At 65.5% G+C, this 19,638-nt stretch carries 18 protein-coding genes; 10 read left to right on the forward strand and 8 right to left on the reverse strand.

The features are described from left to right. Positions 1-63 precede the first annotated feature (63 nt). From AC07YR_RS17305 to AC07YR_RS17320, 4 genes are all read right to left on the reverse strand, one after another. Complete coding sequence (locus tag AC07YR_RS17305) at positions 64-924, reverse strand: anti-sigma factor (RefSeq protein ID WP_055796548.1); 861 nt, start codon at positions 922-924, stop codon at positions 64-66. Between the two features lies 1 nt (position 925). Then, entirely contained in the window at positions 926-1,531 is a 606-nt protein-coding gene (locus AC07YR_RS17310; protein ID WP_436058081.1) for a sigma-70 family RNA polymerase sigma factor, read from the reverse strand. A 269-nt stretch (positions 1,532-1,800) separates the two neighbouring features. After that, positions 1,801-2,268: a tRNA (cytidine(34)-2'-O)-methyltransferase gene (locus AC07YR_RS17315; RefSeq protein WP_436058080.1), complete on the reverse strand. Its 468-nt coding sequence runs from the start codon at positions 2,266-2,268 to the stop codon at positions 1,801-1,803. A gap of 95 nt (positions 2,269-2,363) precedes the next feature. Beyond that, entirely contained in the window at positions 2,364-3,308 is a 945-nt protein-coding gene (locus AC07YR_RS17320; protein WP_436058079.1) for a J domain-containing protein, read from the reverse strand. Positions 3,309-3,432: 124 nt separating this feature from the next. Here AC07YR_RS17320 and AC07YR_RS17325 point away from each other — a divergent pair, with 124 nt between their 5' ends. Both AC07YR_RS17325 and AC07YR_RS17330 read left to right on the forward strand, forming a co-directional pair. Beyond that, positions 3,433-4,341, forward strand: coding sequence for a diacylglycerol/lipid kinase family protein (locus AC07YR_RS17325; RefSeq protein WP_055796538.1), 909 nt, complete (start codon positions 3,433-3,435; stop codon positions 4,339-4,341). A gap of 90 nt (positions 4,342-4,431) precedes the next feature. Then, positions 4,432-5,142 carry a hypothetical protein gene (locus AC07YR_RS17330; RefSeq protein WP_494734714.1) on the forward strand — a complete coding sequence of 237 codons (711 nt, stop codon included), beginning with the start codon at positions 4,432-4,434 and terminating at the stop codon, positions 5,140-5,142. A 10-nt stretch (positions 5,143-5,152) separates the two neighbouring features. On the opposite strand, the gene AC07YR_RS17335 is transcribed toward AC07YR_RS17330, so the two are convergent. Continuing rightward, positions 5,153-5,572 carry a hypothetical protein gene (locus AC07YR_RS17335; RefSeq protein WP_436058077.1) on the reverse strand — a complete coding sequence of 140 codons (420 nt, stop codon included), beginning with the start codon at positions 5,570-5,572 and terminating at the stop codon, positions 5,153-5,155. An 89-nt stretch (positions 5,573-5,661) separates the two neighbouring features. Between AC07YR_RS17335 and AC07YR_RS17340 the strand changes: the two genes are divergently transcribed. Next, complete coding sequence (locus AC07YR_RS17340; RefSeq protein WP_436058076.1) at positions 5,662-6,324, forward strand: helix-turn-helix transcriptional regulator; 663 nt, start codon at positions 5,662-5,664, stop codon at positions 6,322-6,324. Here AC07YR_RS17340 and AC07YR_RS17345 read toward each other — a convergent pair. After that, complete coding sequence (locus AC07YR_RS17345; RefSeq protein ID WP_436058075.1) at positions 6,311-7,189, reverse strand: DMT family transporter; 879 nt, start codon at positions 7,187-7,189, stop codon at positions 6,311-6,313. The genes AC07YR_RS17340 and AC07YR_RS17345 overlap by 14 nt on opposite strands. Before the next feature lie 57 nt (positions 7,190-7,246). On the opposite strand from AC07YR_RS17345, the gene AC07YR_RS17350 reads away from it, so the two are divergent. Continuing rightward, positions 7,247-8,476 carry a cysteine desulfurase family protein gene (locus AC07YR_RS17350; protein ID WP_055796526.1) on the forward strand — a complete coding sequence of 410 codons (1,230 nt, stop codon included), beginning with the start codon at positions 7,247-7,249 and terminating at the stop codon, positions 8,474-8,476. On the opposite strand, the gene AC07YR_RS17355 is transcribed toward AC07YR_RS17350, so the two are convergent. After that, entirely contained in the window at positions 8,455-9,705 is a 1,251-nt protein-coding gene (locus tag AC07YR_RS17355) for an NAD(P)/FAD-dependent oxidoreductase (protein WP_436058074.1), read from the reverse strand. The genes AC07YR_RS17350 and AC07YR_RS17355 overlap by 22 nt on opposite strands. 235 nt (positions 9,706-9,940) lie before the next feature. Between AC07YR_RS17355 and mnmA the strand changes: the two genes are divergently transcribed. Together mnmA and AC07YR_RS17365 are read left to right on the forward strand one after the other, a co-directional pair. Beyond that, the gene (gene mnmA / locus AC07YR_RS17360) at positions 9,941-11,080 is read left to right on the forward strand and encodes a tRNA 2-thiouridine(34) synthase MnmA (RefSeq protein ID WP_055796522.1); all 1,140 of its coding nucleotides are present in this window, start codon (positions 9,941-9,943) and stop codon (positions 11,078-11,080) included. Positions 11,081-11,162: 82 nt separating this feature from the next. Further along, positions 11,163-12,857, forward strand: coding sequence for a gluzincin family metallopeptidase (locus AC07YR_RS17365; RefSeq protein WP_494734675.1), 1,695 nt, complete (start codon positions 11,163-11,165; stop codon positions 12,855-12,857). Positions 12,858-12,900: 43 nt separating this feature from the next. On the opposite strand, the gene AC07YR_RS17370 is transcribed toward AC07YR_RS17365, so the two are convergent. After that, on the reverse strand, positions 12,901-13,728 hold the full coding sequence (locus AC07YR_RS17370; protein WP_436058072.1) for a caspase family protein: 828 nt from the start codon (positions 13,726-13,728) through the stop codon (positions 12,901-12,903). A 297-nt stretch (positions 13,729-14,025) separates the two neighbouring features. Between AC07YR_RS17370 and AC07YR_RS17375 the strand changes: the two genes are divergently transcribed. The 4 genes from AC07YR_RS17375 to AC07YR_RS17390 all read left to right on the forward strand — a co-directional run bounded on the left by AC07YR_RS17375 (position 14,026) and on the right by AC07YR_RS17390 (position 19,601). Further along, positions 14,026-15,660, forward strand: a complete 1,635-nt coding sequence (locus AC07YR_RS17375) for an ABC transporter substrate-binding protein (RefSeq protein ID WP_055796513.1) — start codon at positions 14,026-14,028, stop codon at positions 15,658-15,660. Between the two features lie 131 nt (positions 15,661-15,791). Beyond that, positions 15,792-16,883: an ABC transporter permease gene (locus tag AC07YR_RS17380; RefSeq protein WP_436058070.1), complete on the forward strand. Its 1,092-nt coding sequence runs from the start codon at positions 15,792-15,794 to the stop codon at positions 16,881-16,883. Position 16,884: 1 nt separating this feature from the next. Beyond that, positions 16,885-17,910, forward strand: a complete 1,026-nt coding sequence (locus AC07YR_RS17385) for an ABC transporter permease (protein WP_436058069.1) — start codon at positions 16,885-16,887, stop codon at positions 17,908-17,910. Continuing rightward, a complete protein-coding gene (locus AC07YR_RS17390; RefSeq protein WP_436058068.1) occupies positions 17,907-19,601 on the forward strand; it encodes an ABC transporter ATP-binding protein in 1,695 nt (564 codons plus the stop codon). Before AC07YR_RS17385 ends, AC07YR_RS17390 begins: the two co-directional genes overlap by 4 nt. Positions 19,602-19,638: the final 37 nt, after the last annotated feature.

Consider the following 19,638-nt stretch of genomic DNA (forward strand, 5'->3'; position numbering starts at 1 on the left):
GTCTCGCGGTTCCAGCGGACCGTAGCCGAGCTCCCAGCCCGCGGCCTTGGCGGCGGCAGCAGGCTACGCGCCGAGAGGGGCCGCTGCGACTGTCGGCAACGTGGGCGAAGCCGAGCCGCCCACCGGTTCAACGGTGATGCCCAGCGCGGCCGCGGAATGGATGCCCTTCACCACGGCCGGCTTGGACAACGCCTCTGCGTCCATGAGCCCCTGCGAAACCGGAGCGGAGCCGTCCTTGGGGATCAGCCACATCTGGTACACCTTGCCGGACGGAGGAGCCGGCACCCCGTTCATCTTGACCACCACTGCGTCCTTGGAAGACGAGATGGAAACCGTGGCCGTTCCTCCGCCACTGACGTCGACGGTTGCCTGCCGGACATCCTGGGCCTGGAGCACCTGGTTCAGCGGATCGTTCTGGTTTGCCACATAGGCTCCCACTCCGACGCCGCCCAGCGCGATGACAGCGGCAGCGGCCACCCCGATAAACCAGTTACGGAGCCCGGGCGCCCGGCGTCGTTCTTCACGGCGCTGACGGGCGGCGCCGAGTTCGTCAGTGCCAGGCGCCTGGCCCGGTTCCTGCGCATGCCCGTGGACTATGGGGGTGGAAACCGGAACGATGCCGGGCTGCGCCGGAAGCTGGGCCACAATGCGGTCGAACAGCCCCGCGGGCGGTTCCTCCTCCGCAGTGAAGGTGAAGGCCAGCGTTTCGCGTGCCTGCCGGACGCGTTCGTCGAAGGCGTCCCGTTCCGGCCCCGGCGCGGCCGAGATGTATTCCTCAATGGCGGCCCGTTCGGCGGGGGTCACAGCGTCCAGGGCATACACTTCGGCGAGTTCCACGGCACGGCCGGAAGCCAGGTCCGTGGCGATATCGTGGGCAAACATCCCGGGCGGACGGCTGCTGTTCGGTTGGTTCACGTCGGTCATCTCAACTCACCCCCAGACAGGTCTTCAAGCGGATCAGCCCATCGCGGATGCGGGACTTGATGGTGGGTACGGCGGCGTTCAGTTTCTCCGCGACTTCGCGGTACGTTAGTCCGCCGTAGTAGGCCAGCCGGACGGATTGCTGCTGCGTCTCGGTGAGGGTATCCAGGCACCTGACAACGGCTTCTGCTTCCAGCCTGCTGCCGACCTCATCGGAAACGGAGTCATGGTCAATGTCCTGGCTGCTCGCGCCGTATTTGGCTTCCCTGTCAGTGGACGACTGGGAGGAGCGGACCTTGTCCACGGCACGCCGGTGCGAGATCGTCATCAGCCATGCCAGCGGACTGCCCGCCTCAGGATTGAATTTCGCCGCGTTCTGCCAGACCTGCAGGAAGACTTCCTGAGTGGTGTCCTCGCTGAGCTCGGGATCGATCAGCACGCGGCGTGCCATGCCGAAGACGCGCCGGGAAGTCAGTTCATAGAATTCCGCGAACGCCCCTTGGTCACCGTTGGCGATGAGTGCCAGCAGCTCACCGAGCCGCCGGTTCACTTCGACGGGAGTGCCCGGGGAAGCGGTGGCTTCGGGGTTTGGGGCGTTGGGAGTTTCCATTACCCCCAAGCATAAGTCGATTTCGGGCGAACGCTTGGCACCGGGAGCGCTCGGAACGTCGCCGTGGGCGGTGCGACTGTTCCGGGCCGGGGACCTGCGGACCTGCACTGTAGTCACCTGCCGCTCCTCGATCCTGTAGGGGCCCGGGTTGGCCTTCACAGGTTATTCGGAGTGCAGGCGCGGAAGGATGGGCGGAGGAGTGCCACTAATTGCCGGCCGGCCGGTCGGGGCAGCGGCAGTGCCCGGGGCCGTGGTCGGGGCGAGCCGGGCTAGAGCTTGGCGCCGGCGAAGCCGTTCTGGCGCCAGGCTTCAAAAACCGCAATGGACGCCGCGTTCGCGAGGTTCAGGGACCGAAGCGAGGGAAGCATCGGCAGCCGCACCCGCGACGTTACGTGCGGGTCGTGCTTGACATCCTCCGGCAGTCCCACGGATTCCTGGCCAAAGAGGAGCACATCGCCGGGCAGGTAGCTGATGTCCGTGTAGGAGGTTTCGCCATCGGACGTGAACGCGTAGACGCGCTCGGGCTGCAAAGCTTTCCAGGCAGCGCCGAGGTCTTTATGCACCGTCACGACGGCGAGGTCGTGATAGTCCAGGCCGGCACGGCGTAGTTTGGCGTCGGAAAAGTCAAAGCCCAGCGGCTCCACCAGGTGCAGCTCGGCACCGGTGATGGCAGCCAGCCGGATGGCATTGCCGGTGTTGCCGGGAATTTCGGGGGAGTGGAAGAGGATGCGAAACACCGTCCCATCCTAGCGACCGCCCGCCCCGTCCGCTGTCCGTGCCGCCCGTCCCCCGGATGTCCGTTCCATGCAGGCCAGCCCGTGCAAGCCAGCCGTCAGTGCATCCCGCGGAGCAGCCTGGCGAGGGCGGGGACGTTGACGGTATTCGGAGCGGGCCCGGAGCTCAGGAACTCCTTGAGTCCCCGGACCAGTCCGGCCCCGTTGACCACCTGTACCGTTTCATGCCCGCGGGGTGATCGCCGGTGGTGGTCGATCACCGGCTCATGGAGGTTGCCGTCCGGACTGTGGATGACGGTCCATCCCGTCACGTTCAGCTCCGGGAAGATGTCCTGCATACGCCGGACGATGTGCGCCAGCTGCGGCGGAGCAATGGCCCGGCCGCCGTGCGTCAGGGTGCTGCCGTTCCAGGCGTACGCACCCTTGGGCAACAGCATGGATCCGATCAGCGCGAGCCGGTAGCCGGACAGCAGTGCGTGGTCGATGTGGCTGTTGTCCGCCGGTGACTGCAGCCCGTTGATCAGCCGTGCGGCGGGAATGGCCGGGAGGATCTGCCTGCTGATCAGCTGAACGGTCCGCATTTCCCGCTGGATACGGGCTTCCGCACCGAAAATGCCCCGCTTCCGCGGCATGCCGTGGACCTGCCGGGCGGCAAGCTCCGCGGGGATCAGCGGAACGCTGCCGGACTCCTGGTCCTCGAACGGAGGGACGTAGACCGGAGCGTCGCCTGCCGTGTTGCGCGGACTGTTGGGCCGGTGGACGGTTGCCGACGCCCGGCTCCCGGCAGCGGGCGCGTCGAAATGGGCGCCTTCCGTCGGAGTCGCGCCAGTTCCATGTGCGTACGAGCGGTCGTAGGCGGCCCGCCGCTTCGGATCAATCAGCGTCTCGTAGGCAAGGGTCACCTGCCGGAAAACGGCGGCGTCGCCGCCGTGGTCGGGATGTGCCCGCCTGGCAGCCTTGCGGTAGGCCACCTTGATCTCTTTGTCCGTCGCCGTCACGGGAAGGCGAAGGACCTGGTAATGGGAGCTGCTGCCCTGGGTCAAGCACTGATCCTTATCTTGTCGGTTCCAGTCCACTCAGGCAGTCCGGTCCGCCCAGTTTAACCGTGTACAGCCTCAACGTCCGCGCCGGCGGCTCTGGTTCCCGGCCACTGGCATAATTCAGCGCATGATCATCGCAGTGGCCATCAACCCGCGTGCTTCGTTCGGCGGTACCCGGCACACGGGAGAGGCCGTAGTGGCCTTCTTCCGCGCTGCCGGGGCACATGTGATCGTGCTGAGAAAGGCCAGCTATGACCGGCTCGCGGCTGCCGTGGTTGAGGCCCTGGACTCGGGCTGCGACGCCCTGGTAGTTGTGGGCGGCGACGGAATGGTCCATCTGGGGATCAACGCCCTCGCCGGACTTGCCGTGCCCTACGGAACGGTGCCGCTGGGTATCGTTCCCAGCGGTACGGGCAACGACATGGCGCGGGCCCTGAGCCTCCCGTTGAACGATGCAACGGCCGCCTGTGAACGGATCCTGGCTGCACTCGACGGTGGCGGGCGCCTTATTGATGCAGGGCGCGTCACAGGGAATGGCGCAACCAGATGGTTCGCCGGAGTGGTTTCCGCCGGCTTCGACGCCGCCGTGAACGAACGCGCCAACGCGTGGCGCTGGCCCCGCGGCAGGAGCAGGTACAACCTGGCCATGCTCCGTGAACTGGCCACGTTCAAAGCCGTGGACTACACCGTGACAGCCGACGGCGAAACCTGGCGGCAGGGGGCCATGCTCATTTCGGTGGCGAACGGCCAGTCCATCGGGGGCGGCATGAAGGTGACCCCCGACGCCGTGCTCGACGACGGGTTCCTGGACCTGTTCATCGTGAAGCCGCTGTCCAGGGTGCGCTTCCTGGCAGTCTTCCCGAAAGTCTTTTCCGGCCGCCATACCGGGCACCGGGCAGTGCACATCAGGCAAGTGCGCCGTGTTGAGCTCTCCGCCGCGAACGTTGTTGCGTACGCCGACGGCGAGCGGGTCGGCCCGTTGCCGCTGACCATCGAGGTGGTGCCCGGGGCCATCAGGGTGCTGGCCGTGCCGTGACGGCATACCGGCCGGAGCGTCTAAACTCTTGCGGAGGACCGGCCGGAACAGCGCCGCCGGCAGAGCGTATGTGGGGGCCGTGTGCAATCGATGGGCAGGGGACACGCTGCGAACCGTTCGTACACTCTGACCGGGGTGATCCGGCAGTTGGCGCGGACGCTGACCCTGGCAGTGGTGCTGGCCGGCGCGGGCGGCTGCAGTGTGGGCGTCCCGGATCCTGCAGCCCCGAGCGCTGTCCAGACCACGCCATCGCTGGCAACGCCCACCATTACGCCGGGCCACGATGCGGCGGCCGTGGCCGCGAAGGACCTTCCGTTTACTGCCGGGGACTCCCTTGCCCCAGGAGTCGCCGTCGGCCTTTCGGACGGGCTCCGTGAGGCGCCGGGCTGGAAGCCGGTCAAGGAGAACGTGGCCGGGGAGAACCGCTACGTCAAAGCCGACGGATGCGTTGTGTCGGCCAGGGTCCGCGTGAATCAGGGCTCACTGGCCGTTACCGGAGATGACAAGGCCTCCACCGCTGAACTGTTTCGGTATCTGGATCCCACCGTGGTCCCCGGCTACCTGAAGACCGACACCCTGCGCTGGGGCGGCGAACCGGGCAAACCCGGGCCGATGGTTGAGGTGCTGGCTTACGACGGCGTATCGGCGCCAGGCGGAAGGTCGGCAGCGGTGCTGGCCAGGCTTTTTGGCAAAGCGGGGTCGTCTGTTTACATTTCACTCGTGTGCCCGGACTCCGCTGCGCTCGCAGTGGCCCGGGCTGACGTGGCGGAACGCCTGGTTGTCGTTCCGCCAACGGACTGAGCCGTTCCCGCTAGGCCTTGCGGGAACTCCGGGGTGACAGCCGGTTGAGGGCCAGGGCGGCCACGAGCAGGCCAAAATCGCGAAGTGCGACGTCGAAGAAGCTGCCCAGGAGCAGCAGGTTGATGATGATTCCCAGCAGCCACACGGCCACCAGCATCGATCCGAAGCGTGGCCGGAGCGCCACCGCTATACCGGCAACAACCTCCACGACACCAACGATGTACATGATGGTCTGGGCCGGCAACGGAACCACGGCTGTGGCCACGGGGACCAGATACATGGTCCAGTCGGCGAGCAGGTTGGTGAACTTGTCGAGGCCGAAAATGACCGGGGCGACCGTGAAGACCGTGCGAAGCAGCAGGAAGGCCTGCCTGCCCGGCTCGGAGGCCAGGCTGCGGGAGGGCGTGGTCAGCACCGAGGATGATTTCATGGCTTGCTCCTTCTAAAAGTAGGTAACATAATTTTAGAAAGAGATCCTGAATTAAGCAATGAATCTTGTTTTTAGAGTTAGGGTGTTCCATGCGCAGACTTCCCTGGGCCCGCCGGATCGCGGCCGTGGCATCGCTTGGTGATGAGAACCGCAGGAAACTCTTCGGATTCGTCTCGTCGTCCTCCGGGGCGGTAGGACGGGACGAAGCGGCCGCCGCCCTGGAGATCCCGCGAAGTACGGCATCGTTCCAGTTGGACAGGCTGGTGCAGGACGGCGTGCTTACCGTTGAGTTCCGCAAGCTCGGAGGGAAGGCCGGACCCGGCTCTGGCCGGCCGGCAAAGCTGTACCGGCCGGCCCAGCCGGAACTGAGTGCTTCCGTGCCCGACCGTAACTATGACCTGGCCGGTGAACTCATGGCCGCCGCGATCGAACGGTCCAGTGCCGCCGGCGAGCCCGTCCGGGACGCGCTGCTGGCCACCTCCTACGCGAAGGGCCTGGAAATGGCGGAGGGGAGTCACAGCCTCGAGGAATTCCTCTCCGCGGAAGGGTACCTGCCGGATCCGGACGGTGCGGGCGGCTTCGCACTGCGCAACTGCCCGTTTCACCGGCTTGCGGACGGCCATGCCGACGTGGTCTGTGCCATGAACGGAGCGTTCCTCACCGGCGCGGCTGCCGGCTGCGGTGTTGCCGAGGACCGCATCGTGGGGAACAAGGCCGCCGGCCAGTGCTGCGCCAGGATTACGCCGCCCTGATTTCCGCGGGTTTCCGGGGCCGGCCTGCCAGCAGCACACCGGCTACGACAAGCATGCCCCCGACGATCTGGGGCAGGCTGACCGGAATGCCCATCATCACCGTGATGGCCGCCGTGAACACAACGATCAGGTTCAGGTAATTGCCGGCGGTGGCGGGCGCCGTCGTTTTGAGTGCGAGGTTCCAGCACAGGTACGCCCCCAGCGAAGGGAAGGCAGCGATGTAGGCGATCGACCATCCTTCGGCTGCGGTAGCAGGGAAACCGGCGCCCGCGGCGAGTGCCACCGGACCCAGCAGGACCGTGGCCATCACCACCTGAACGGCTGTGGCCGCGATGGCCGGCAAGCCCAGCCGCCGGGAAATAATGGTGTAGAAACCCCACACAACAATCGCCCCGATCATCAGCAGTTCACCGAAATTGAAGGTAATGCTGAACACCCGGAGCAGTTCGCCCCGGGTCAGGACCAGGAGCACCCCGGTGAGACCCAGGGCGATGCCCAGCCAGCCGAAGAGGCCGGGCTTTTCACCGAGCATGAAGATGGCCATCACCACGATGAGCGCCGGATTGGCAGCCGTGATCAGCGAAGCGTTGAGAGCGGACGTGTGCTGGAGGGCGGTGTAGAGCAGCAGGGTGTAGCAGCCCATGCCCAGCACGCTCAGGAGCAGCAGTACCCGCCAGCGGCCAAGGACGGCGCGCCAGTCGGGACGTTCCACAAAATGGGCCAGCGCCACGAGTGGAAGGGCGGCCAGCGCCCATCTCCAGAAGGTGAGTTCCAGCGGCGTCATGGTGTCCACGGCTGCCTGCCCCACCGCAAGGTTGCCGGACCAGAACAGGGTGGCCAGCACCAGGTAAATCGAGGCTTTCACCGCTCGAATCTACCCCGGTGCCGGGGCAGGCAGGGTTGCCGCGGCTAGAATTGGCTTGTGTCCGTCTACCTCGATCATGCCGCCACCACGCCCATCGCCGCCGAGGCCCTGGCGGTACTCACCCGCGAACTGGCCAGGACCGGCAACCCGTCGTCGCTGCACGGATCCGGCCGCCGGGCACGACGATCTGTGGAGGACGCCCGCGAGGCAATAGCCGCAGCAGCCGGGGCCCACCCGTCGGAAGTCATCTTCACCTCGGGCGGCACGGAGGCTGACAACCTGGCTGTCAAGGGCCTTTACTGGGCCCGCCGCGCTGAGAAGCCGGAGCGCACGCGGATCCTGTGCTCCGCCGTCGAACATCATGCTGTCCTGGACACGGTGGAGTGGCTGGAGCGGCACGAGGGCGCCGAGGTCACGTGGCTGCCCGTGGATTCCGACGGCGTAGTGGTCCTGGATGCGCTGAGGTCGGAGCTCTCCCGAAACCCGGAGACCATCGCCCTCGTCTCGGTGATGTGGGCAAACAACGAGGTTGGCACCATCCAGCCGGTGCATGAGGTGGTCGCGGCGGCCCATGCCGTGGGCGTTCCGGTGCATTCGGACGCAGTCCAGGCCTTTGGGTCATTGCCGGTGGACTTCCGGGCGAGCGGGCTGGACGCCATGTCCATCTCCGGCCACAAGATCGGCGGCCCGGTGGGGGTCGGTGCCCTGCTGCTGGGCCGCGCCGTCAAGCTAACGCCGGTGTTGCACGGCGGAGGGCAGGAACGCGACGTGCGGTCGGGCACGCTGGACACGGCGTCGATCGCCGCCTTCGCCGCAGCTGCCGAAGCCGTGACCAAAGACCTCCCCGGGGAAGCGGCCCGCATCGCCGGGCTGCGGGACAGGCTGATCGCCGGCGTGCGGGCCGCCGTCCCCGACGCCGTCCTCCGTGGAGCGCCGGGCGATGGACGCTTGCCCGGCAACGCGCACTTCACCTTCCCGGGCTGCGAGGGTGACTCCCTGCTCTTCCTGCTGGACCTTGCCGGCGTCGAATCGTCCACGGGTTCGGCCTGCACCGCCGGCGTGCCACGGCCCTCGCACGTCCTGCTGGCCATGGGGCTCGATGAGGACACCGCACGCGGCGCGCAGCGTTTCTCCCTGGGGCACGCGTCCACAGAGTCCGACGTCGACGCCCTCCTGGCGGCACTGCCGGGCGCCTACGACCGGGCCCGCCAGGCAGGCATGGCCGGGCACGAATCGACCATCCAGACCGCCGCCACAGTGGCCCGTCAGTCGTCCGCCAGGAGCTGATCCAGCGCGACGCCGGGATCTGCCAGACGGCCCGGCCCGATGGTCTCCCGGCTGGAGATCAGTGCCTTGATGGCTTTTTGTGTGCGGGGAACGTTGACGTTCATCCCTGCCACCACGCGGCCCTCATGCTGCCAGAATGCGATGAATTCCCTGCCCTCCAGTGACCCGCGGATAACCGGTTCGGCGGCCGCCGCCAGGGTGGGGAAACCCGAGTACTCCATGCTGAGGTCGTACTGGTCGGTGTAGAAGTACGGAATCGTGTCCAGAGTTGCACCCTGGCCAAGCATCGCTTTGGCCGCGATCTTTCCGCCGCTGAGCGCATTATGCCAATGCTCGCTGCGGTGGTGCTGCCCCGTGAACGGGTGCAGCGCGTTTGCCGCGTCCCCGGCGGCGAAGATATCCGGGACGCTGGTCCGCAGGGAGGCGTCCGTCAGTATCCCGTTGTCAAGGACCAGTCCTGCCTGCTCCGCGAGCCGGGTGTCCGGTGCCACGCCCACGGCAATCACCACGACGTCGGCCGGCAATACGTCGCCCGAGCCGGTGACCACGCCGGTGACGCGGCCGGAGTCGCCGCGTAGCTCGGATGCGGTTGCGCCCGGGCGGAACCGGACACCGTGTGCTTCATGAACGGAGCGGAAAAACCCGCCCAGTTCAGGTCCGATGGCGGAGGCCAGCGGGACATCCTCGAGTCCGAGCAGCGTCACGTGGTTGCCGTAGCTGATGGCAGCAGCCGCCAGTTCCATCCCGATCCAGCCCGAGCCGACCATCACCACGTTCCGTCCGCCCGGCGATAACTGTTCCCGGAGGCGGCGGCTGTCATCCAGGGTCCGGAACATGGTGACGCCGTCCAGCCCGCTCCCCGGCAGGGAAAGGCGACGGGGGAGGGCGCCCGTAGCCAGCAGGAGCGCATCGTAGTCCAGGGACTCGCCGCTGCTGAGACGTACTGAGTGCGAGCCGGGGTCGACGGCGGCGACGGTCACGCCGAGTCGGAGGTCGACGTCGTTCTCTGCATACCAGGCCTCGGGAGCCACGGGGAGCGCGTCCTCGCCGGCTTTGCCCAGCAGGTACTCCTTGGAAAGCGGCGGACGAAGGTATGGGTGGTGCAGTTCGGAGCCAATGAGGCTGATCCTGCCGGCAAACCCCTCGCTGCGCAGGGTGCGGGCAGCGGTGGCGCCAGCCAGCCCCGCGCCCGCTATGACGATGCTTTCGGTGGTGTGTTCGACAGCCATGACGCCGCTCGATTCCCTGGAGGGCCGACCCTGTCGGCGGCCCGCTTCTAAAAATACTATTCCTGACAATAGAATCCGCATCTGTGGGCGTCAAGGGGTCGCGGGGGCGATTTCGGGTCCCCCTTGGGCGAGGCAGTAGAATAGTTGGGCATGCAGTGTATCCGGCCGCGTTCTGTGCGCCGGCCCGGTACCAGCTGCGGCCGCACCATCACACCTTCCCCTAGAGAAAGCCAGCATGCGAGTTCTTGCAGCCATGAGCGGCGGAGTCGATTCCGCCGTTGCCGCCGCCCGCGCCGTCGAGGCAGGACACGACGTCGTCGGCGTCCACCTGGCGCTGTCCAGGATGCCCGGAACGCTCCGTACCGGAAGCCGCGGGTGCTGCACGATCGAAGACTCGCGCGACGCCTGGCGCGCCTGCGACGTCCTGGGTATCCCGTACTACGTCTGGGACTTCTCGGAGCGGTTCAAGGAGGACGTGGTCCAGGACTTCATCGACGAATATGCCGCCGGACGCACTCCGAACCCCTGCATGCGCTGCAATGAACGCATTAAGTTTGCGGCGCTGCTGGAAAAGGCCATCGCACTGGGCTTCGACGCCGTCTGCACCGGCCACTATGCCAAGGTGATCACCGACGCCGACGGAAACCCGGAACTCCACCGCGCGGCCGACTGGGCCAAGGACCAGAGCTACGTGCTCGGCGTCCTCACCCACGAACAGCTCAAGCACTCCATGTTCCCGCTGGCGGACACCCCCTCGAAAGCCGAAGTGCGCGCCGAGGCCGAACGCCGCGGGCTGTCAGTGGCCAACAAGCCGGACAGCCACGACATCTGCTTCATTCCGGACGGTGACACCGCGGGGTGGCTTGCGGAGAAGATCGACATGACCACGGGCGACATTGTTGATGAAACCGGGTCCAAGGTGGGCGAGCACCCCGGTGCCAACGCGTTCACCGTAGGCCAGCGCCGCGGTCTCAAGCTGGGCACGCCCGCCGCCGACGGCAAGCCCCGCTTCGTCCTGGAGATCCGGCCCAAGGAAAACAAGGTGGTGGTGGGCCCCGAGGCGCTCCTGGCCATCGACGAGATCCGCGGCATCAAAGTATCGTGGGCCGGCCTGCCGATTGCGGAAATCGCCACCGGCGACGAGTTCGACTGCCACGCCCAGGTCAGGGCCCACGGCGATCCCGTTCCCGCAACCGCCCATACGGAACTGCTGACGGACGACGGCGGCGCGGAGCGGACGAACCTTGTGGTCACGCTGACCACCCCGCTGCGCGGAGTGGCCCCCGGACAGACCGTGGTGCTCTACCAGGGAAGCCGGGTCCTGGGGCAGGCCACCATTGACGCAGCGCGTTCGCTGCAGCGCGCGGCGCTTTAATCGGAATCGGGTGCCCGCGGCGGTTTGCCGTAGTCAATCACCCCTGCTCCCGCAATAATTGAGGCCTGGGGAACCAGGCTTCATGCAGGCAACCGCTTCACGGGTGGCCTGCAAAGTTGAGGAAAGCGGGCCCGGCATGGTCTCTGCAGCGCTTGGCATCGGTCACGGCCTCGAAATGGTCGCGCTGACCGCCCTTGCCGAGGGCCCCTTCACCCGCAAGGCAGGAAAGCCGCTCACCACCAGCATTCGGGTGCCGGTGGAGAGGGTGGTCAACGGCCCGGCCGGCGCACGCCTGGCGCTGCGCGTGCGGGCTCCCGGGGCTGACGGTCCCCGGCCCATTTCCCTGTCCGTGGACCGCAACGAATGGTGCATCGACGACCAGGACGCACCCGCCGGGCTGGAAGAGCTGCTAACCGACAGCCGGTTTCTCGCACAGCACGTCTATGCGGTGGCGACCGCAACACTTCAGGCATTTGAAGTCACCCTGGGGCGCCGGATGGGCTGGGCCTCGGGCCACCGGCTGCTCATCAGTGTGTATGACAAGATCCCCTACGCCTCCACTGGATACGACCGCGAACGCGGCTTGATCCGTTTTGGGCACCGAACCGACGACCGTTCCACGCGTTCCGTCCCGTTGGCGCTCTATCATGACCTCGTCGCCCATGAGGTGACTCATGCGATCCTGGACGGCTACCGGCGCCAGTGGACAGACAGCGATGCCTTGCTCGACGGCTACGCGCTGCACGAATGCATTGCCGACCTGGTGGCCATGCTGAGCGTCTTTTCCTCGCCTGAGCGGGTGGAACAACAATTGTCAGTGGCTGTTCCGGGTCCGGACGGGAAGCGCGGAGCCATACCCGCCCGGAACATGGAGAAGGAAGTCCTGGCCTCCGGGCTGTTCGGACTGGCCGACGGGCTGTTTTCGCGGGGCGCCGCCAGGCGGCCCCTCGACGTGGACGTGCCCTTCGAATGGCGGCTGGATCCCGAGCCCCACCGGCGGGGCGAGATTGCGGTGAAGGGTGTGCTGGACGCCGTCGTGAGGCTCTGGCTACAGCGGCTGGACAGGCCGGGCGGCCGCTCCAGCCGGTACCAGGTGGCGGAAGCGGGGGCGCATCTTGGGCATCAGATGCTGGGCATGGTGCTGCGGGGGCTCGCCTACATGCCGCCGGTGGACCCGGGCTGGGAGGACCTGCTGCGGGGAATCCTCGCAGCTGACGCCGTCCTGGTGCCGACGGACATGATGGGATACCGGCAGGCCGTGCGCGACGCCTTTTGGGACATTGACCTTTCCACGGAGCCCGACGAACTCCTGGACGGCCTTAAGCATCTTCGCGATCTGCGCTACCCGGTCCGGTTGTCTGCCCTGGCTGCCGATCCCGAGGAGGTCAACCGCTTCATGTGGGAGAACCCGCGGTTGATCGAGGCTGCCGGCATCGATCAGGACACGAGCATCGTGGTGAACCGGGTGCGTCCAAGTACCCGGGTGGGGCCGGACGGTTTCGTTGTCTCCGAAATCGGCGCGTCCTACGTGCAGTCAGTCACTATGTCCAAAACCGAAGCAAGGAACAAGCTTGGCCTCCGGGTGGACAGTGACTACTACACCGTCCGCGGCGGCGGTCTGCTGCGGTTTGACGAGGGTGGACGGCTCTGTTTCGCAGCCCTCAAGCCGGTCATGGACGCGGAGTGGCAGCAGGAGAAACTGGAAACCGTCAAAAGGGAAGCAGGGATAAAGATGCCGGCGGCGACCTTCCACCCGGAGGACGAGCGCCGGGAGTGAGCCGCCGTCAGCTTCCCGCGCCGCGGTCAGCTTCCGGCCTGCATCAGCTTCCCCACGGGGCCTTCCGTGCGGGCGTCGAGCCTTCCAGCTGGGCCACCTGGTCGAAGCCGCCGGCCCTGAGGCCCTTGCTGACCAGCTTGAGGATGTCCGCCCGGCCCAGGGCCCCGTCGCCGGTGACCGCCTTGATGAAGTTGTACGTGAAGGCTCCGTTGTACCGGCCCTCCAGGAATGCGTCGGCGGCGGTCTGATCGGCCCGGCAGGCGGCCAAAAGAACGGGTTTGACGCCCCGGCCGGCCTTCACCAGGTCACGCAGTGCCCGCGTGTCGTTGAACTCCGTGGCAGCAACGCCGCGGGGGGTCGGTGCCGGCAGGAAGCGGGGCCGCCGCCCGGGCAGGAGGTCCAGTGATTTCAGGCCCGTGCCGCTGTGGCAGGTGTCCAGCACAACGTCCATCAGCACGCCGTCCGGCAAGCGGGCAAAGAGGGTGAACAGTTCGTCATCCGAGATGACGGTGGCCGGATCCCACGAGTCGCCGGTGTTGTTGATGTCGAAGCAGGCGAAGGCTTCATCCAGCCGGTCCGCTTCGTCGTTGTTGGTGTCTGGAATCTGCGTTCCGTGGCTGGAGAAGGTGAAGACGATGTGCCGGAGTTCGCCGGCGGCCGCGCGGTCCATCATCGAATCCAGCTGCGCCATCACCTGGCTCTTTGTGGCCTGGGAATCCAGCAACAGCGAGATGTCCGACTCGGCGAACCCATACCCGGTTTGCAGCAGTGCGGCGAGGTCCCGGGCGTCGTTGACGCAGCCCTGCAGCCAGCTGGATTTCGGCAGGTGTTCAAATTCGTTGATCCCCACACAGAGGGCGGCTTTGCTCATGATGTGTTCCCTTCAGCCGGGTAGGGCAACTCTATTCCCGGGAAGGAGACTCTTCAATGGCAATTCCTTAGGGCACTCACTCATCGTTCCGTCGGAGGCTGATCAGGCCGGAATGCTGAAGAAAACGATAGTTTTGACCCAATCAGGTAAATTTTGTGTCTCAACTCACAGGTTGTAACGATTCACCGCGCTCGGGTCTGATTGAATCGTGTGATCAGGACAACGTCCCGCCCACCGAGTCCAACTGATCCAGTTGCGCGGCGGCACGCGTGTACTCATCGAACAGAAAGTCCACAGATGGCAATGAACAAAAAGGCCCTGCACAGCGCTATCGCGCTCGCGGGTGTTTCCGCGTTTGCACTGACAGCCTGCACAGGTCCGTCCGGCGGCGGCGGAACTTCCACCGGCGGTGCCGGAGGCGGAACCATTACCTACGGCACCACCGATAAGGTCGTTACCCTCGATCCTGCGGGGTCCTACGATGCCGGTTCCTTCATGGTGATGAACCAGATCTACCCGTTCCTCCTGAACGCCAAGCCGGGCACGGCAGACGCCACGCCCGACATCGCGGAGTCCGCGGAATTCACCAGCCCCACGGAATACACCGTGAAGCTCAAGTCGGACCTCAAATTTGCCAACGGGCACGCACTCACATCCTCGGACGTGAAGTTCTCCATCGACCGCGTCGTCAGCATCGCTGACCCGAACGGTCCGGCTTCGCTCCTGGGAAACCTTGAGTCGGTCACCGCCAAGGACGACTCCACTGTTGTCTTCAAGCTGAAGGCCGGCAATGACCAGGTCTTCCCGGGCGTTCTTGCAGCCAACTCCGGACCGATCGTCGACGAAGAGGTCTTCCCGGCCGACAAGCTGATGACGGACGATGAAATCGTCAAGGGCAAACCGTTCGCCGGCCCCTATACGATCGACAGCTACAAGAAGAACGAGCTTGTCAGCCTCAAGGTCAACCCGGACTACAAGGGCCTGCTCGGCAAGCCCGCGAACGACGGCGCCACCATCAAGTACTACGCCGACTCAAACAACCTCAAGTTGGACGTCCAGCAGGGGAACATTGATGTCGCCGGACGGAGCTTGACCGCAACTGACGCCGCAGACCTGGAGAAGGACTCCAAGGTCAAGGTCCACAAGGGCCCCGGTGGAGAGCTGCGCTACATCGTGTTCAACTTCGACACCATGCCGTTCGGTGCCAAGGCTGCCGACGCGGATCCCGCCAAGGCCCTCGCCGTCCGCCAGGCCATGGCCAACGTCGTTGACCGCGACGCCATCGCAACCCAGGTCTACAAAGGCACTTACCTGCCGGCGTACTCTGTGGTGCCCGACGGCTTCGTTGGCGCGATCCAGCCACTGAAGGAAATGTACGGCGACGGCAGCGGCAAGCCCAGCCTGGACAAGGCCAAGAAGGCCTTCGCCGATGCAGGCGTCACGGCACCGGTGAACATCAAGCTGCAGTACAACCCGGACCACTACGGCAAGTCATCCGGCGACGAGTACGCGATGATCAAGGAGCAGCTGGAAAAGTCCGGACTGTTCAAGGTTGACCTGCAGTCCACCGAGTGGGTCACCTACTCCAAGGACCGCACTGCTGACGCCTACCCGGTGTACCAGCTCGGCTGGTTCCCCGATTACTCGGACGCGGACAACTACCTGACCCCGTTCTTCGTGCCGGGCAACTTCCTCAAGAACCACTACGAAAATGCATCCGTCACCGAGCTGATCAAGACCCAGCTCACCACCGTTGACAAGGCAGAGCGCGAAAAGGTGCTGGGCGAAGCCCAGACGGCCGTGGCCAAGGATCTTTCCACGCTGCCGCTGCTGCAGGGCGCCCAGCTCATGGTCGCCGGAAAGGATGTCAAGGGTGTCGAAAAGACCCTGGACGCATCCTTCAAGACCCGGCTTGGCGTAATTTCCAAGTAGGTCCAGTTCTCCATCCGGTCCTGGCCAGCCGAGGAGGCGGGGCGCCCGTGCGGCGTCCCGCCTTTCGTGCTGGAGCAGGGCAACAGATTTCGGGGCCCACGAAGCCGCCGGAAGCACACATTTAGGTACCAATGACAACACTGATTGAGGCGCCGCCAACCGACGCCGACGGCCTGCTGCCGTCAAAAAAGAAATCGTCCGGCGGGGGACTGGGCCAATACATCCTGATCAGGTTCCTCTTGATCTTTCCTACGATTTTCATCCTCGTGACGCTGGTGTTCTTCCTGATGCGCATCACCGGCGATCCCATCACTGCGGCCATGGGCGGCCGGCTGCCGCCTGAGCAGCTGGCGGAGCGGATCACCGCCGCAGGCTATGACCGTCCGATCCTCGTGCAGTATTTCGAGTACCTGGGACATCTGGCCACGGGCAACTTCGGCACCACCCTCTCGGACAACCGCCAGGTCACGGAAATGCTGGCCACCTACGGCTCTGCCACTCTGGAACTGACCATCAACGCGTTGCTGGTGGCCCTGCTGGTGGGTATTCCGCTGGGCATGGTCGCCGCCTACCGGAGGGACCACGCCCCCGACGCTGTACTTCGCGTTTTCGCCATCGTCTGCTACGGCACTCCTGTGTTCTTCGCCGGCATGCTCCTGAAACTCACTTTCGCCGTGTGGCTCGGGTGGCTCCCCGTGGCTGGTCGCGCCAAGACCTCCAGCGAACTGGAGCTCACCTCCCTGCAGTCGCCGACAGGCATCTACTGGCTGGACGCCATCCGCAGTGGCAACATGGCAGCACTGGGTGACGTCATGGCGCACGCGGTCCTGCCGGCCCTCGCCCTGGGCCTGCTGACCGCAGGCATCTTCCTGCGGCTGGTCCGCACCAACGTGATCGGAACCCTGGGCCGGGACTACGTGGAGGCCGGGCGCTCCCGCGGCGTCAGCGAATTCCGGCTGGTCACCAAGCACGCTTACAAGCCTGCGCTGATCCCCATCATCACCGTGATGGGCCTGCAAATCGCAGTGATGCTCGGAGGCGCCGTGCTGACGGAAACAACCTTCGAATGGAAAGGGCTGGGATTCCAGCTGGCCACCTACCTCACGGCACGCGACTTCGTTGCGGTCCAGGGCATCGTGGTCCTCCTCGCCGTCATCGTGGCCGTGACCAACTTCATCGTGGACATTGTTGCCGCGCTGATCGACCCCCGCGTGAGGTACTGACATGAGCACCCCAACAACTGTTGAACCCGCAGCGGATCCCCGCGCTTCGCTCTTCCGCCGGCTGCCGGTCATCTCGCACTTCAACAAGAGCGTGGGCCTGCAACGCGGAATGCTGGTTGCAGGACTCGTCCTGACCAGTGCATTTGTGCTGACGGCCATATTCGCGCCACTCCTGGCTCCCTACGGGTACGCCCAGCTTTCGGACGCGGACGGCAACTTCCCCGCCCAGGAGGCGCCCGGTGGAAAGCACCTGCTGGGGACCACGGTGGGCGGCTACGACGTTTTGTCCCGGGTTATCTGGGGAACGCAGACGGCCATCATGGTGATCGTTGTGGCCGTCCTGATGTCGATCTTCATCGGCGTCATCCTGGGACTCGTCAGCGGCTACATCGGCGGCTGGCTGGACCGGATCCTTGTTGTCATCGCGGACGCCATCTATGCCTTCCCCTCGCTGCTGGTCGCAATCGTCATGGCAATCGTCATCAGCGGCGGCCAGTCCAGCCTGCTGGGCGGCATCATGGCCGCGGCAATCTCGATTACCGTGGTCTTCATTCCTCAGTACTTCCGGGTGATCCGGTCCGAAACCATCCGCCTCAAGGCCGAACCCTTCGTGGAATCCGCCAAGGTAGTGGGGGCCTCGAACATCCGCATCATGCGCCGGCACATCTATAAGAACGCGACGCGTACCCTGCCGCTGATCTTCACGCTGAACGCCTCCGAAGCAATCCTCACGATGGCAGGCCTGGGCTTCCTGGGCTTTGGCATCGAACCCAGCTCCGCCGCGGAATGGGGCTTCGACCTGAAGCAGGCGCTGGCCGACACCACGTCCGGCATCTGGTGGACGGGCGTGTTCCCGGGCCTCGCAATGGTGCTGACCGTCGTCGGCCTCACCCTCATGGGTGAGAGCATCAACGACCTCAACGATCCGCGGCTGCGCGGACGCAAGAAGGCCGCTTCCGGCAAGGGCGGGCCTGATTCGAACGCAGCCGCGCAGGCAGGAATTCAAGCAGAAGTGAGCAGTTCATGACCACCAACATCGACAAGCACGGCACAGGCCCGGTCCTGGATATTGACCACTTGAAGGTCACTTTCGCTACCGATGCCGGGGACGTCTATGCCGTCAAGGACGTCAGCCTTGAGGTCAACCCGGGCGAAGTGGTGGCGATCGTCGGTGAGTCAGGCTCCGGCAAGACGGTTACTGCCAAGACCATCCTCGGCCTCCTCCCGGAGACCGCCATCAGCTCCGGTGCGGTGCTGATCAACGGGAACAACGTCATCAGTGTCAGCGCCGCCAAGCTGCGGCAGATCCGCGGCCGGGACGTCGCCATGGTCTTCCAGGAACCGTCCACGGCCCTGAACCCCGTCTTCACCGTGGGATGGCAGATCGCAGAAGGCATCCGTGCCCATGCGCAGGGCAAGGGCGGCAAAGTGTCGGCCAGGGAGGCGAAATCCCGCGCCATCGAGGCCCTCCGGAAAGTGGGCATCCCGGACCCCGAAAACCGGGTGGACTACTATCCCCACCAGTTTTCCGGAGGCCAGAAGCAGCGTGTCGTCATTGCGGCCGCACTGGCACTTAATCCGGGGCTGATCGTCGCCGATGAACCAACAACAGCGTTGGACGTTACGGTCCAGGCTGAGATCCTCCAGCTGCTCAGGGACCTGCGGGACACGTACGGCACCTCGATCGTGCTCATCACCCACAACATGGGGGTGGTGGCCGATCTCGCCGACCGGGTGGTGGTGATGTACCAGGGCGATGTCGTCGAGGAGGCAACCGCCAGGGTGCTGTTCGCCGAGCCGAAACAGGAGTACACACGGAAGCTTCTGGCGGCTGTGCCGCACCTAGGCAGGAACTCCGCTTCCGAGGGAATGACGACGCGGGCCCACCAGGGTGGCAAAGTCCTGGTGGAAGCCAAGGGCCTGACCATTGAGTACCCCGGCAGGCTGGGCACCCCCGCTTTCAAGGCCGTAGACGGCGTGAGCTTTACGCTGTCCGAGGGTGAGGTCTTCGGCCTGGTCGGTGAATCGGGATCCGGCAAAACCACTATCGGACGCGCCATCGCCGGACTCAACCGCACCACGGGCGGCAGCCTGAAGGTGCTGGACTACGAGATGCTGAACCTCAAGGAACGGACGTTCAAGCCCCTCCGCAAGGAGATCGGCTTCGTTTTCCAGGACCCGGCGGCGTCCTTCAACCCGCAACTAACCATCGGCGACTGCGTTGCCGAGCCGCTCATCATCCACAGCAATCCCACGCCGGCACAGGCGCGGAAACGCGTTGGTGAGCTGCTCGAATCGGTGCAGCTGCCGGCGTCGTATGCTGACCGGTTCCCGCACGAACTGTCCGGCGGACAGCGGCAGCGGGCGTCACTGGCCAGGGCCCTCATCCTGAACCCAAAGCTGCTGATTGCCGACGAACCCACTTCGGCGCTGGACGTTTCCGTCCAGGCTGTGGTGCTGGAACTGTTCAAGGACATCCAGGCGGAATTCGGCTTCGCCGCGCTGTTCATCAGCCACGACCTCGCGGTCGTCGACATCCTGTCCCACTGGGTCGGCGTGCTCTACAAGGGCAAGCTCGTGGAGCAGGGGCTAGGCACCCAGGTGATGGGCGCCCCCCAGCACGACTACACGCGCCGGCTGATCGCGTCGCTGCCCGTCCCTGATCCGGACGAACAGGCCAAGCGCCGGGAAGCCAACCGCGCGCTGCTGGCCGGTTAGTTCCGCTCCCTGCTGGAAATGCCCGCCGTCCGTTCCG

The organism is Arthrobacter sp. GW460-12-1-14-TSB2, from assembly GCF_059423525.1.